Here is a 15,284-nt window from a genome sequence, read left to right as displayed (position 1 = left end):
TTAATTAAATTTACATATCAAAGTCATCACCATCAAAGTCTATTTCTTCTTCAAATAAATCTTCTTCAGCAAATTCTTCTAAATTCTCTATATCCTCATCTTCTACGGTTTCCGTAAAATCATCTTCAATTTCTTCTATTATATTACTTTCTTCAACTTCTCCCATGTTATTTACAACATCTAGTTCAAATTCACCTATTGTGTCATCTTCATCTACAGATTCTCTTACTTCTATTTCTTGATCTTCATCTGTTAATACTTTTACATCTAAGCATAAACTTTGAAGTTCTTTTATAAGAACCTTAAATGATTCTGGGATTCCTGGCTCAGGTATGTTTTCACCTTTAACTATAGCTTCGTAAGTTCTAACACGACCTACAACATCATCAGACTTAACAGTAAGTATTTCTTGAAGTATGTGAGCAGCTCCATATGCTTCTAGAGCCCAAACCTCCATCTCTCCAAATCTTTGTCCACCAAATTGTGCTTTACCACCTAGTGGCTGTTGAGTAACTAATGAGTATGGTCCAGTACTTCTTGCATGTAGTTTTTCATCAACTAAATGATGTAGTTTTAAGTAGTACATATATCCAACAGTTATTCTATTATCAAAAGTTTCACCTGTTCTACCATCATATAAAGTTAATTTACCATCTCTAGGATATCCAGCTTCTTCAAGAGCATCCATTATATCATACTCATTGGCACCATCAAATACTGATGTTGCAACATACCATCCTAAAGTCTTAGCAGCAAGTCCTAAATGAACCTCTAAAACCTGACCGATGTTCATACGTGATGGTATACCTTGTGGGTTAAGTATTATATCTAGTGGAGTTCCATTTTCCATAAATGGCATATCTTCTTCTGGTAATATTCTTGAGATAACCCCTTTATTCCCATGACGACCAGCCATTTTATCTCCAACTTTTATTTTTCTCTTTTTAGCTATATAACATCTTACCAATTCATTTACTCCTGGAGATAAATCATCTCCATTTTCTCTAGTAAATACTTTTACATCAACTATTATACCAGATTCACCATGAGGTACTTTAAGTGAAGTATCTCTAACTTCTCTAGCCTTTTCACCAAATATTGCACGAAGTAATCTTTCCTCAGCAGTAAGTTCAGTTTCCCCTTTTGGAGTTACTTTACCAACTAGTATATCTCCTGAATCTACTTCTGCACCTATTCTTATTATACCTCTGTCATCTAAGTTCTTAATTGCACTATCTCCAACATTAGGTATATCTCTAGTTATTTCCTCTGGCCCTAGTTTTGTATCTCTAGCTTCACATTCATATTCTTCTATATGAATTGTTGATAATCTATCTTCTTTAACTAATCTTTCATTTATTAATATGGCATCTTCGTAGTTATAACCTTCCCAAGTCATGAATGCTATAAGACAGTTTCTTCCAAGTGCTACTTCTCCTAAATCAGTTGCTGGACCGTCTGCTATAACATCTCCTTGCACTATTTGCTCACCTTTAGTTATTATAGGTGTTTGATTTATACAAGTACCTGAGTTTGAACGTTTAAACTTAAGTAGATTATATCTATCTCTGTTTCCATCTTCTCTTTTTATAATTATCTCATCCGCTGTTACTCTTTCTGCTATACCAGAATTTCTAGCAACAACAACTGCTCCAGAGTCTTTTGCAGCTCTATATTCTATACCAGTTCCTATAATTGGTGCTTCTCTTCTAACTAGAGGCACTGCCTGACGTTGCATGTTCGCTCCCATAAGGGCACGGTTGGCATCATCATTTTCTAAGAAAGGTATCATAGCAGTGGCAACAGATACAACCTGCTTAGGAGATATATCCATATAGTCTACTCTGCTTTCAGGAACCATTTCAACAGCACCATTTACAGTTCTACAAACAACTCTATGGTTTACGAATTTACCATTGTCTGTTAATGGCTCATTTGCCTGAGCTCTTACGAATAAATCTTCTTCATCAGCAGTTAAATAATGTATCTCATCAGTAACTGTTGATGTTACTTTATCAAATTTTCTATATGGTGATTCTATAAATCCAAACTCATTTATTTTTGCATAAGTTCCAAGAGAGTTTATAAGACCGATATTTGGTCCTTCTGGAGTCTCTATCGGACACATTCTACCGTAGTGTGAATGGTGAACGTCACGCACTTCGAATCCAGCTCTTTCTCTTGAAAGACCTCCAGGCCCAAGAGCTGATAGTCTTCTCTTATGTGTTAACTCAGATAAAGGATTTGTTTGGTCCATGAACTGAGATAACTGAGAACTACCAAAGAATTCTTTTATTGCAGCTGAAACTGGTCTTATGTTAACTAACGCTTGAGGCGTTATAGCTTCCATATCTTGAACTGTCATTCTTTCTTTTATGACTCTTTCCATTCTTGAAAGACCAATTCTAACTTGGTTTTGTAATAATTCTCCTACAGATCTTATTCTTCTATTTCCTAAATGGTCTATATCATCAATGTTTCCTATATTATAGAAGATATTGAATTCATAACTTATTGAAGCTATTATATCGTCTAATAATATATGTTTTGGTATAAGTTCTTTAATTCTTGATTTTATAGCTTCTTTTATTTCTTCTTCATCACTATATCCATCTAAAATTTCTTTTAATGTTGGATAATGCACTTTTTCTTTTATGTTTAAATCATCTATGTCAAAATCAATATGAGACTTAATGTCTACAAAATTATTTCCTATAACTCTAACTTTCTTATCATCATCCATTAATAGATTTACTACATTTATACCTGCATTTTGTATATCTTTAGCTAACTCATAGCTTATTTTTTCTCCAGCTTTTACAAATACTTCTCCTGTTTCAGGATTTATTATGTCTTCTGCTGAAATTCTATTCATAATTCTATAGCATAAAGCAAGCTTTTTATTAAATTTGTATCTACCAACTTTTGCTAAATCATATCTCTTTGGATCAAAGAATAAAGCATTTAGTAAAGATGATGCACTTTCTACAGTAGGTGGTTCACCTGGTCTTAATTTTTTATATATCTCAACAAGACCTTCCTCTACTGTCTTAGTATTATCTTTTTCTAATGTGGCAGATAATCTTTCGTCTTCTCCTAAAAGGTCAATTATTTCTGCATCTGTCCCTATTCCTAAAGCTCTAAGTAAAACTGTAACTGGTTGTTTTCTTGTTCTATCAACTCTTACAGATATTACATCGTTAGAATCTGTTTCATATTCTAACCATGCTCCTCTATTAGGAATTACAGTAGATGAAATTAATCTCTTACCTGTTTTGTCTCTCTCTTCCGCATAGTAAACACCAGGAGATCTAACTAATTGACTTACGATAACTCTTTCTGCCCCATTTATAACGAAAGTTCCTCTTTCTGTCATTAAAGGGAAGTCACCCATAAATACTTCTTGTTCTTTTATTTCACCTGTTTCTTTATTTATAAGTCTTACCTTAACTTTTAGAGGTGCACAATATGTAGCATCTCTCTCTTTACACTCTTCTATATCGTACTTTGGTTTATCGTCTAAAGAGTAGTCAACAAATTCCAATATAAGATTACCAGTATAATCTTCTATTGGTGAAATATCATCAAACACTTCTTTTAAACCTTCTTTTAAAAACCACTCATAGGAATCTACTTGAATTTCTATAAGATTTGGCACATCAGCTATTTCCTTAATTTTAGAAAAGCTCATTCTAGTTCTTTTACCTATCGTGACAGGATGTGGCATTCACTTTTCACCTCTCAATAATTAAAAATAAAACAATAGTTCATTCTAACGCATCTAATAATTTTAGCATAATGTCAAGTATTTTTCAATATATTTTTTATCTTATATGTAAACTATGCATTATTTTTGATTTTTTGTAAATTATTTTAAGCATATATTATGTATTATGTACAATTCTCCAATATAAAATCCAATTTTTTCATTTATCGGTTTAATTTTCTAGAAAAAGTTACATTCTAATACCATACCCATATTTAATTATAATTTCATAAATAAGTACTAGTAAATAATTATATTTATACAAAAGCTGTTAAATATACAAAATAAAGACCATAAATGAATTTAATCTGGAGTTTTAAATCTTAAACTATTTCCATCATAAATTATATCTACAGTCTTTATAAAAATAGAATTTCTACTATAATTAAGTTTTTTATTTTTACTATTATATTAGTAATATAATTATCCTAATATATTATCTGCAAACTGTGGCGTAGGTAAACCAAATCCTCCAGCTACTTCAAGTAAGTCTCCTGTTATAAAGGATGAATCATCACTAGCATAGAATAAAACAGCTTTTGCTATGTCTTCTGGTTTCCCTATACGATTTAAAGGAACATGCTTTAGGAACTCCTTTATGAATTCTGGAGACATATTATCTAAAGCAGCTTTGGTTGCAATAAGGCCTGGAAGTACAGCATTACATCTAACATTGTCTTTTGCATATTGTGTTGCTATATTTTGAGTTAATGAGTTGATTGCTGATTTTGATACACAATAAGCTATTCTAGATAGGTCAGGCAATACTGAACCTATACTAGATATATTTATTATACTTCCCTTGCCATTCTTTATCATATGAGGAATAGCAGCTTTACATGGTAAATATACACTTTTTAAATTAGTATTTACTGTATCAAAGAAATTATCTGTATCTCCAGTTAAAAGGTCTTTATCAAGTGAGGGATTTGTCGAACCAAAATTATTTACAAGTATATCTATCTTACCTTCTTTTTTAACTACATCTTCTATCATTGAAGTAAACGTTTCTTCTTCACGAGCATTAAAATAAACAAACTTAGCACACCCGCCTTCTGCACTTATTCTGTCTATAACTTCATTAGCCAATTCTTCTGAACGAGCTGCTAAATATACAACTGCTCCATTTTGTGCCAATATTTCAGCTGATGCTAATCCAATACCTTTAGTTGCTGCAGTAACCACTGCAACTTTACCTTGTAATTTTTCCATTATTAACTCCTCCTTAAATGTATTTCTTAAAATCTACATATTTCGATTTTTAGAAGTATTTCACTCATTTTAAATTTGTATTTGTTAATTAATTATTTATTACATTTTATTTTTAAAGTATTTTTGTAAATTTTTAAAACAATATGTAGTTTTATATAATTTGTCTTTTATTATATCACCTTATATATGCACATTACAATAATTGTTTATATTTTAATTTAACATCTGTATTTAACATAGTAAAAACATATTCTTTAATAGTATTAAATTAAAATCTCATTACAAACTATATGATACCCTTAATTTAATATTATTATATAAATTTTTTTTATTTTATAGAAATATTCTATTCACAATTTTTTATAAATAAAAAAAGATACCCAAATGGGTATCTTTTTAAAGAAACTACTTAACTTCTACTTTAGCTCCAGCAGCTTCTAATTTTTCTTTTATTTGATCAGCTTCTTCTTTAGAAGCTCCTTCTTTAACTGTCTTAGGAGCATTGTCAACTACTTCTTTAGCTTCTTTTAATCCTAATCCTGTTATTTCTCTAACTGCTTTTATAACTCCAACTTTTGAAGAACCAACCTCAGCTAATACTACATCAAACTCAGTTTTTTCTTCAGCAGCTGGTCCACCAGCAGCTGCACCAGCTACCATTACTGGAGCTGAAGCTGATACGCCGAATTTTTCTTCAGCAGCTTTAACTAATTCATTTAATTCTAAAACTTTCATATTTTCTATAGCTTCTAATATTTGTTCTATTGTCATTTTTAGCACCTCCGAATTTTCTTTTCAAATTAATATTTATAATTTTTTAGTTAAGCAATTAAGCTTCTTCTTGACCTTCTGCCTTTTTCGCTATTGCATCTATTAAGTATGCAAAGTTTGATATTGGAGCTTTTAAGCTACCAAGTAATTTAGCGATAAGAACTTCTCTTGATGGTATGTTAGCCATTTCAACAATCTTAGCTTCGTCATAGAATACACCTTCTACAACACCCATCTTTAATTTCATCTTTGGATGAGAATCCATGAATCCTTTTAATATTCTAGCTGGAGCAACTGGATCATCATATCCAAATGCTATAGCATTAGTACCAATTAATAATTCTTCATTGAATTGCTCTATACCAACTTCTTTAGCTGCTCTTCTAACTAAAGTATTTTTATATACTTTGTAATCTACACCAGCTTCTCTCATTTGTTTTCTTAACTCAGTTACTTCTTCAACTGTTAACCCTTTGTAATCAACAACAACGGCAGCAGAAGATTTTTGTAACTTTTCAACTATTTCAGAAACAACTTCTGATTTAATTTCTATAGCTTTTCTCATCTAGATGTGCACCTCCTTCACCAAATAGGCTTAGTATTTACCGCAACATTATAAAAAGCTTTTGTTGCCAAAAGTAGACATCAAAAGCTTTAGTAATCTCAATTTATCTAAAACCTCGGTGGGATATTAAGCTTTCGCACCCACTATCTACGGCAAATCTATTCTTTTTTACATTGACAAATGATATGATAACATTTTTGTCAACCTGTGTCAACAGTTTTATTATTCAGCTGTTCTTGCTGGGTTTATTTTAACTCCAGGTCCCATTGAAGAAGCTACAGTTATACTTCTTAAATATTGTCCTTTAGCAGCAGCTGGTTTAGCTTTTATTATAGCATCCATTAATGCAGCAAAGTTTTCAGATAATTTTTCTCCACCAAATGATACTTTTCCTACTGGAACGTGTATTATGTTAGTTTTGTCTAATCTGTATTCAACTTTACCAGCTTTTATTTCATCTATAGCTTTAGCTACATCAAATGTAACTGTTCCTGATTTAGGGTTTGGCATTAAACCTTTTGGTCCTAATACTCTACCTAATCTACCTACTACACCCATCATGTCTGGAGTAGCAACTACTATATCAAAATCAAACCAGTTTTCACCTTGTATTTTTTGAACTAATTCTTCAGCTCCTACAAAATCAGCACCAGCTTGTTCAGCTTCCTTAGCTTTTTCACCTTTAGCAAAAACTAAAACTCTTTTAGTTTTACCAGTTCCGTGAGGTAATACAACTGCACCTCTTACTTGTTGATCAGCATGTCTTGAGTCAACACCTAATTTAATGTGTGCTTCTACTGTTTCGTCAAATTTAGCTCCAGCTATATCTGAAACTAATGTTAATGCTTCTGATGCATCATAGAACTTAGTTCTATCTACTTTTTGTAATGCACCTGCATATCTTTTACCTTTTTTAGCCATTTTATTTTCCTCCTTGTGGTTAATCTCGGCTTTTCGCCTCCCACTTTATAAAAAAAAGTGTATCTTTTAATTAGTCTTCTACTACAACACCCATGCTTCTAGCAGTACCAGCTATCATACTCATAGCAGCTTCTACTGATGCAGCATTTAAGTCAGGCATTTTTAATTCAGCTATTTCTCTTACTTGAGCTGAAGTTATTTTAGCAACTTTCTTTTTGTTTGGTTCTCCAGAACCTGATTTTAAGTTTAATGCTTTTTTAATTAAAACTGCAGCTGGTGGAGTTTTTGTTATAAAACTGAATGATCTATCTTGATATACAGTTATAACAACTGGTATTATCATTCCAGCTTGATCTGCAGTTTTAGCATTAAATTCTTTTGTGAATCCCATTATATTAACACCATGTTGTCCTAATGCTGGTCCAACTGGTGGCGCTGGAGTAGCCTTTCCTGCAGGTATTTGTAATTTTATTTGACCTATAACTTTTTTAGCCATTTTGAGCGCACCTCCTCAGATTTTTCTATAATAATAGTATTAGATTTTTTCTATACCTTCAAGCTCTATTACAAATAGAGTCCTTTTACCAAATGCATTTATGCATACTTTAACTTCTCTGTTTTCTAAGTCAATTTCTTCTATGTTTCCTACTTGTCCACTAAATGGTCCTTGAGATACCTTTACTGTATCTCCTATTTCAAAGTCAATATCACTATTTACTACTTTAGGTTCAGTTGTATCTATACCCATAGCTTTAACTTCTTCTTCACTTAATGGTACTGGTTTTGAACCAGGTCCAACGAAACCTGTAACTCCCTTAGTATTTCTTACTACATACCAAGATTCATCAGTTATTATCATTTTAACCAAAACATAACTTGGATAAACTTTACGTTGTCTAGTTTTTTCTTTTCCAGTTTTAGTAGTTTCCACTACCTCTTCTGTTGGAACAACTACTTGTCTTATGCAGTCTTCCATACTTCTTGTTTTAACTGCTTTTTCTATTGTAGCTTTAACTTTATTTTCATGTCCCGAATAAGTATGAACTACATACCAACTTGCTTCTTGTAATTCTGACATTTAACTTACCTCTTTTCGTCTATTTTAGTAATAACGCTAGTGCACCAGATAATATAGTGTCTATACCCCATACTAATATAGTGCATGAAATAACTACAGTTAAAACTATACCTGTGTTTTTAAACAATTCTTTTTTTGTCGGCCATGTAACTCTTTTCAATTCTTGTTTAGTTTCTTTTAAATAACCAAATAAACTGAATCTCTTTTTAGTTTTTGCACCGTCATTTGTTTGGGCAGCCATTCCATACTCACATCCTTATAAAACTATTTTGTTTCTTTATGAGTTGTATGCTTTTTACAGAATCTACAATATTTTTGTAATTCTATTCTGTCTGGATTATTTTTCTTATTCTTAGTAGTGTTGTAGTTTCTTTGCTTACACTCTGTACATGCTAAAGTTACTTTAACTCTCATCTGATACACCTCCAACTTTGTAATACAATAATATATATTGTTAATATATGTGAATATAATATCTTTAAAATATGTATTTATTAAAAATCTACAGTATTTAAGATATTATTAACTTCCTATAATCATTACCTTGTATAAGTTATCACAAAATCCTATGCTGTGTCAATGTTTTTGTATTTCTATGTTAAAAAAAGAGGAGCATAACCCCTCTTTTTATTATTCTTTAATCCATCAGTTTAGTAATAAGAATTACTCTATTATTGTAGCAACAACTCCTGAAGCTACTGTTCTTCCACCTTCTCTTATTGAGAATCTTAATCCTTCTTCTACAACTATTGAATTTATTAAGTCTACTTCCATTGTTACGTTATCTCCAGGCATTACCATTTCTATTCCATCTGGTAACTTACAAGCTCCTGTTACGTCTGTTGTTCTGAAATAGAATTGTGGTCTATATCCATCAAAGAATGGTGTATGTCTTCCACCTTCTTCTTTTTTAAGTACATATACTTCTGCAGTAAATTTTGTGTGTGCTTTTACTGATCCAGTCTTTGCTAGTACTTGTCCTCTTTCTATTTCGTTTCTTTGTACTCCTCTTAATAATGCTCCTATATTATCCCCTGCTTGTGCTTGGTCTAATAATTTTCTGAACATTTCTACTCCTGTTACTACTACTTTTCTTGGTGCTTCTGTTAATCCTACTAATTCTACTTCGTCTTGTACTTTTAATACTCCTCTTTCCACTCTTCCTGTTGCAACTGTTCCTCTTCCTGTGATTGAGAATACGTCTTCTACTGGCATTAAGAATGGTTTGTCAGTATCTCTTTCTGGTGCTGGTATATATTCATCTATTTGCTCGAATAATTCTACTATTTTATTTCCCCACTCACTCTTTGGATCTTCTAATGCCATTAATGCTGATCCTCTTACTATTGGAGTATCATCTCCTGGGAAATCATATTCTGTTAATAAATCTCTTACTTCCATTTCTACTAGTTCTAATAACTCTTCATCATCTACCATGTCACATTTGTTTAAGAATACTACTATATATGGTACTCCAACTTGTCTTGATAATAGTATATGCTCTCTTGTTTGTGGCATTGGTCCATCTGTTGCTGAACAAACTAATATTGCTCCGTCCATTTGTGCTGCTCCTGTTATCATGTTCTTAACGTAGTCAGCATGTCCTGGGCAGTCAACATGTGCGTAGTGTCTGTTTGGAGTTTCATACTCAACGTGTGCTGTTGATATTGTGATTCCTCTTTCTCTTTCTTCTGGAGCTTTATCTATGTTTGCGAAATCTACTGCTTCTCCTAATTGGTATCTGTCATATAATGTTTTTGTTATTGCTGCTGTTAATGTAGTTTTACCGTGGTCAACGTGTCCTATTGTCCCTATATTAACATGAGGTTTTGTTCTTTCGTATTTAGCTTTAGCCATTTTGAATTTCCTCCCTTATCTTTCGATATAAATTAATTTTGCTCACAATAAGCTTATGGTAAGTATTTTACTATTAATCATTTCTGTTTTCAAGATGTTTTTCTAATTTTCTCTTAACCCTTTGTAAAGCGTTATCTATTGACTTTACATCTCTTTTAAGTTTGTCCGCTATGAACTGGTATGACTTTCCATTCAAATACAATTCTAGGACTTCTAATTCCAAGTCGCTTAATAATTCGTTCATCTTTGATTCTATATTTTTTAATTCTTCTTTACTAATTATAAGTTCTTCTGGATCTGTTACTATACTTGTAGCTATTATATCTAAAAGTGTTCTGTCTGACTCTTCATCATATATTGGTTTATTCAAAGAAACATATGAATTTAAAGGTATATGTTTTTGTCTTGTTGCAGTTTTTATAGCAGTTATTATTTGTCTTGTTATACATATCTCTGCAAAACATTTAAATGAATTTGTCTTACTTCCATCAAAATCTCTAACTGCCTTATAAAGGCCTATCATTCCTTCTTGTATTATATCTTCTTTATCTGCTCCAATTAAAAAATATGACTTTGCTTTTGCCTTTACAAAATTTCTGTATTTGGTAATAATATACTCTAGTGCTATCTTATCCCCTTCACTTGCTTTTAATACAATGTTATACTCATCTTGCTGACAATTGTCTATTAACTCATAACTTTTTTCTTTTGCTACCAACATGTAAATCTCCCCCATATATAAAACAAATTTATAGGTATATTATAGTCTAAAGAACCTAGTAATTTCAACGCTTTCTACGAATGTTCTCAAGTTTCGACAATGTTTCTTCATCTAACCTTTCCTCCAACCAATTTCGCTGAATTTTTTTCCTTAAACCGCTATTTTTTTCCTTCATTTTATTCTTGGAACGATCTAATTCTAACTTTAATTCTCTAGCAGACATTCTCATAGCACCTTTTCCTAAAATCATTTGTTGCTCTGCATAGTCATTAGTAGCTACTTTTACATCATCATATTTTGATAGAGAAGTTATAAATTTTTCTATATAACTATCCGCTGTTTGGTGCTCTCTTGTATAAACTATTGTTATGTGTTTTCTTTTTTCAACTTTTTCTCGGGAATTCTTAACATTATAAGCATCAAAAACTATTATAGTCTTATATCCCATGAACTCAGAAAATTCTATAATATCATCAATAAGTTTTTCTCGAGAATCCTCTAAATCCTCTTTCGCCAGTTCTTTTAAATTATCCCACGCATTTATAATATTATAGCCATCTATTATTAAGTAGTGATTTATGTTTCTTCTCATGCTTATTTACTTTTTATCCAGTCTTTGTCTGAATATTTCATATAAAAGTATACCACCTGCTACAGATGCATTTAAAGATGTAACATTACCTATCATGGGCATTTTTACTATAAAGTCACAGTTTTGTTTAACCAATCTAGATATTCCAAAACCTTCACTTCCAATTACTACACCTAGAGGTCCTGTAAGATTTTGTTTATAAAAAGTTTCTCCATCCATATCAGCAGCTGCAATCCACAGCCCTTCATCTTTCAGTCTTTTTATTGTATTGACTATATTGGTTACCTTACAAACTGGCATATACTCTACAGCTCCAGCAGAAGCTTTTGTAACTACAGGAGTTATGTGCACAGACCTTCTTTTTGGGATAATAACTCCATGTGCTCCTACTGCATCTGCTGTCCTTATTATTGAACCTAAGTTATGTGGGTCTGTTATTTCATCTAGTATAATAAAAAATGGGTCTTCATTTTTACCTTTTACTGAGTCTATTAACTCATCTAATTCATAATACTTATATTCACTTGCATAAGCTATTACACCTTGATGCGAATGACTTGTGCTTACTTCATCTAACTTATGTTTATCAACATATTGTATAATTATATTCTTCTCTTTGGCCATTCCTATTATTTTCTTAATTGAACCTTCTTTAGCTGAGTTTGCAATTAATATTTTGTCTATTTCTCTATCACTCTTTATAGCTTCTATTACAGGATTTCTTCCTTCAATACTTGCCAAACTATTCACCACCTACAAGGATTTAAATTTTTCTCTAACTTGAACTATATCACCACAAGTCATAGTTCCTTCTGGACAACTTCCATTTACACAGCTTGGACCAGTCTTTTTAAATAATATAGGAGCAACTTTTTTAACTTCTCTTAACATTTCTACAGCTAAGTTTCTTATTTCCCATTGTGCTCTTTCACAGCATCTATGTTCAAAGAAATTAAATAAACTTCTAGCGTTTATAGTAAATACCATTTTTGTTTCACATGCATTTGGAAATACATATCTAGCATCCTCTATTGCTTTTTTCTCAGCTTGTCTCTTTGCTGTTTTCTCATTTTTTCCTTCTTTTATTAGTTCATCATAATGCTTATCAAATAATATCTCCACTAATTTGTCATAATCTTCTTGGTCCTTTTTCATTGAGTTAACAAATAACTCTTTTGCTTTTTCTATTTTATCTATTTCAGGAGGAATTATGTACTCAAATTGGTCTAATTTAACATATCTTTGACTTTGTTGTGAAAAACTAGCTATACGATGTCTAACAATTTGATGCGAACAAGCTCTTGAAATACCTTCTATTGAAAACGTAAAAGATGCATGTTCTAATATTGAACCATGCCCTATATTTAATAACATATTTAAAAATTTTTCTATACTTTCTTCTGTTAAGTCTTTTTCTATTTCGTCTGTCCCAACTGGTGAATAACATAACTTAGCTGCCATAGCTATTACTTTTTCGGGTTCAGGTGTATGTGATATTAATTTTACTTTCATAAATTTTTGTCCTTTCTTATTACTAATTTCTATATATTTATTATACATTAGTTATAAAAAAAGTGTTGCCTTATTAATTATTATTAAGACAACACTCTTTAATATTTACATATCTCTTTCAATAATTTTAATTCCTTTATTGATAATATATTGAAGTCTCTCTATTTCATTATTCAAATACAAATATCCAATTAATGCTTCAAATCCAGTTGCATGTTTATAGTCTATAATATCTGCATTTTTAGGAGAAGTGTTTGATTTTTGATTTCTTCCCCTTTTATAAATTTTACTCTCTTCCTCTGTTAATTCACTTTCGATTTCATGAATTATTGATGCTTGAGCTTTAGCCTTTACATACTTTATGGCTAACTTATGCAAATCATTAACTTTTCGCTGTGTATTTTGTCTAATCAAGTGTTCTCTTATATATGTCTCATACACTGTATCACCTAAATATGCTAAAACTAGTGGTGACATAGTAACTAATTCAGTTTTTTCCATTTTTATACCCTTTTCCACTTAACACCTTGTCTTGTGTCTTCTAGTACAATTCCCATATCTAATAATTGTTGTCTTATATCATCCGCTAATTGGAATTCTTTATTTTTCTTTGCGTCAGTTCTCTTTTGTATTAATTCTTCAATGTCTTTATCTAGCACAGTATCCTTTTTCTTATTTACAATATTCAATACTCCTGTAAGCTCATTAAATTCATCTAAACACTTCTTAGCTAACTCTAAAGAAGAATTTTCGTCTACATTAGAATTTATCAACTTAGCCAATTCAAATATAATACTTACTGCATCTGCTGTATTAACATCATCATCCATAGCATCTATAAATCTTTGTCTAAAGTTATCTAATTCTTTAACAAGCTCTACTTCTTTTTCTGTTAGAGATGATTCTTTTAAATTACTTAATGTAAACTCTAATTTTTCTTTGGTATTATACAATCTTTCAAGACCAGCTTTAGCTTGATTTAACATTTCATCACTAAAGTTTACTGGATTTCTATAATGTGCTGATAACATGAAAAATCTCACTATTTCTAAATCATATAGCTTTGATATATCTCTTACTGTAAAGAAATTCCCTTTTGATTTACTCATTTTTTCATCATTTATATTTATATATCCATTATGCATCCAATATTTTGAGAATGTTTTTCCACTTCTAGCTTCACTTTGTGCTATTTCGTTTTCATGGTGTGGGAATGTTAAATCTTGACCACCTGCATGTATATCAATTGTCTCACCTAAGTATCTCTTAGACATAACAGAACATTCTATATGCCACCCTGGTCTACCTTCTCCCCAAGGACTCTCCCATCCTGGTTCTCCTTCTTTTTTTGCTTTCCAAAGAACAAAATCCATAGGATGTCTTTTTTGGTCATTAACTTCAATTCTAGCTCCAGCCTCTAAGTCTTCTTGTTTTTGGCCTGAAAGTTTTCCATATCCTTCAAATTTATTTGTATCAAAATATACATCGCCATTTACTGCATATGCATATCCTTTATCTTCTAATTCTTTTATAAAATCTATAATTTGTTGTATATTATCTGTAACTTGAGGATGAACAGTAGCTCTCTTAATTCCTAATCCATCACAATCTACAAAATACTCTTTTATGTATTTAGTAGCAACTTCTTCTGGAGATATTCCTTCTTCGTGGCTTCTATTTATAATCTTGTCATCAACATCTGTAAAGTTTTGTACATAAGTTACGTCATATCCTCTATACTCTAAATACCTTCTTAGAGTATCAAATATTATAAATGGTCTTGCATTACCTATGTGGATATAGTTATAAACTGTTGGACCACACACATACATTTTTACCTTTCCTTCTTCTAATGGAACAAATTCTTCTTTTGCTCTAGTTAATGTATTATAAACTTTCACACTCATCACCTCACTGTATTTTTATAAATTATTTTCTTAACATCATATATTATATTATAGTTGAAAATTGCAATAAATAATAGTACTACTATCATTTTTCATACTATCCTTCAAATTACATAATAATACTATCACTATTTTCTATTGTTCCTCTAAAAATATCTTTTTTTGAGAAGAACATTTTTCAAAAGTCTCTTCTGTAATCATTTTTTCGTCTTTTAACTTTTCTAAAATTGTAACATATTCTAAGCATAGCTCCTTTAATTCCTTTTTAACATCATCAATATTACTATACATAGTAATTACCCCCTTAATAATTAAATCAAACTAAAATAATAGATTACCTTCTTCTATGCTTAATATTTTTATTAGTTTATTATTCATATTT

At 30.9% G+C, this 15,284-nt stretch carries 17 protein-coding genes and 1 other annotated feature; all 17 genes read right to left on the bottom strand.

The annotated features are described in order from the left end of the window. Nucleotides 1–10 precede the first annotated feature (10 nt). Nucleotides 11–3,727 (bottom strand): DNA-directed RNA polymerase subunit beta, encoded by a 3,717-nt coding sequence (gene rpoB, locus IC218_RS20745; protein ID WP_227437043.1) that lies wholly within the window; start codon nucleotides 3,725–3,727, stop codon nucleotides 11–13. 462 nt (nucleotides 3,728–4,189) lie between these two features. Next, nucleotides 4,190–4,978, bottom strand: a complete 789-nt coding sequence (locus IC218_RS20740) for an SDR family NAD(P)-dependent oxidoreductase (RefSeq protein WP_227437045.1) — start codon at nucleotides 4,976–4,978, stop codon at nucleotides 4,190–4,192. 405 nt (nucleotides 4,979–5,383) lie between these two features. Beyond that, nucleotides 5,384–5,749: a 50S ribosomal protein L7/L12 gene (gene rplL, locus IC218_RS20735; protein WP_021382505.1), complete on the bottom strand. Its 366-nt coding sequence runs from the start codon at nucleotides 5,747–5,749 to the stop codon at nucleotides 5,384–5,386. Between the two features lie 58 nt (nucleotides 5,750–5,807). After that, nucleotides 5,808–6,314, bottom strand: a complete 507-nt coding sequence (gene rplJ / locus IC218_RS20730) for a 50S ribosomal protein L10 (protein WP_227437047.1) — start codon at nucleotides 6,312–6,314, stop codon at nucleotides 5,808–5,810. Between the two features lie 42 nt (nucleotides 6,315–6,356). Further along, nucleotides 6,357–6,485 (bottom strand) — a sequence feature (ribosomal protein L10 leader region). 51 nt (nucleotides 6,486–6,536) lie between these two features. Continuing rightward, nucleotides 6,537–7,235 (bottom strand): 50S ribosomal protein L1, encoded by a 699-nt coding sequence (gene rplA, locus IC218_RS20725; RefSeq protein WP_227437049.1) that lies wholly within the window; start codon nucleotides 7,233–7,235, stop codon nucleotides 6,537–6,539. Between the two features lie 70 nt (nucleotides 7,236–7,305). After that, entirely contained in the window at nucleotides 7,306–7,731 is a 426-nt protein-coding gene (gene rplK / locus IC218_RS20720; protein WP_054268674.1) for a 50S ribosomal protein L11, read from the bottom strand. Nucleotides 7,732–7,770: 39 nt separating this feature from the next. Further along, a complete protein-coding gene (gene nusG, locus IC218_RS20715; protein WP_227437051.1) occupies nucleotides 7,771–8,313 on the bottom strand; it encodes a transcription termination/antitermination protein NusG in 543 nt (180 codons plus the stop codon). A gap of 19 nt (nucleotides 8,314–8,332) precedes the next feature. Beyond that, the gene (gene secE, locus IC218_RS20710) at nucleotides 8,333–8,554 is read right to left on the bottom strand and encodes a preprotein translocase subunit SecE (RefSeq protein ID WP_227437053.1); all 222 of its coding nucleotides are present in this window, start codon (nucleotides 8,552–8,554) and stop codon (nucleotides 8,333–8,335) included. A 23-nt stretch (nucleotides 8,555–8,577) separates the two neighbouring features. Next, a complete protein-coding gene (gene rpmG / locus IC218_RS20705) occupies nucleotides 8,578–8,727 on the bottom strand; it encodes a 50S ribosomal protein L33 (protein WP_003421192.1) in 150 nt (49 codons plus the stop codon). A 249-nt stretch (nucleotides 8,728–8,976) separates the two neighbouring features. Beyond that, nucleotides 8,977–10,170, bottom strand: coding sequence for an elongation factor Tu (gene tuf / locus IC218_RS20700; protein ID WP_227437055.1), 1,194 nt, complete (start codon nucleotides 10,168–10,170; stop codon nucleotides 8,977–8,979). A gap of 73 nt (nucleotides 10,171–10,243) precedes the next feature. Continuing rightward, entirely contained in the window at nucleotides 10,244–10,891 is a 648-nt protein-coding gene (gene sigH / locus IC218_RS20695; RefSeq protein WP_227437057.1) for an RNA polymerase sporulation sigma factor SigH, read from the bottom strand. A 64-nt stretch (nucleotides 10,892–10,955) separates the two neighbouring features. Next, on the bottom strand, nucleotides 10,956–11,483 hold the full coding sequence (locus IC218_RS20690) for an NYN domain-containing protein (RefSeq protein WP_227437059.1): 528 nt from the start codon (nucleotides 11,481–11,483) through the stop codon (nucleotides 10,956–10,958). Between the two features lie 6 nt (nucleotides 11,484–11,489). Then, entirely contained in the window at nucleotides 11,490–12,224 is a 735-nt protein-coding gene (gene rlmB, locus IC218_RS20685) for a 23S rRNA (guanosine(2251)-2'-O)-methyltransferase RlmB (protein WP_227437061.1), read from the bottom strand. 12 nt (nucleotides 12,225–12,236) lie between these two features. Then, complete coding sequence (gene thyX / locus IC218_RS20680; RefSeq protein WP_227437063.1) at nucleotides 12,237–12,995, bottom strand: FAD-dependent thymidylate synthase; 759 nt, start codon at nucleotides 12,993–12,995, stop codon at nucleotides 12,237–12,239. Nucleotides 12,996–13,100: 105 nt separating this feature from the next. After that, on the bottom strand, nucleotides 13,101–13,496 hold the full coding sequence (locus IC218_RS20675) for a Mini-ribonuclease 3 (protein ID WP_227437065.1): 396 nt from the start codon (nucleotides 13,494–13,496) through the stop codon (nucleotides 13,101–13,103). 2 nt (nucleotides 13,497–13,498) lie between these two features. Beyond that, nucleotides 13,499–14,896 (bottom strand): cysteine--tRNA ligase, encoded by a 1,398-nt coding sequence (gene cysS / locus IC218_RS20670; protein WP_227483629.1) that lies wholly within the window; start codon nucleotides 14,894–14,896, stop codon nucleotides 13,499–13,501. A gap of 141 nt (nucleotides 14,897–15,037) precedes the next feature. Further along, nucleotides 15,038–15,193, bottom strand: a complete 156-nt coding sequence (locus IC218_RS20665) for a hypothetical protein (protein ID WP_003421202.1) — start codon at nucleotides 15,191–15,193, stop codon at nucleotides 15,038–15,040. Nucleotides 15,194–15,284: the final 91 nt, after the last annotated feature.

The sequence above is a fragment of the Clostridioides sp. ES-S-0005-03 genome (genome assembly GCF_020658455.1).
Taxonomy (GTDB): Bacteria; Bacillota; Clostridia; order Peptostreptococcales; family Peptostreptococcaceae; genus Clostridioides.
The sequence above is the reverse complement of the archived record's forward strand: the minus strand, read 5'-3'. Positions and strand labels throughout refer to the sequence as shown.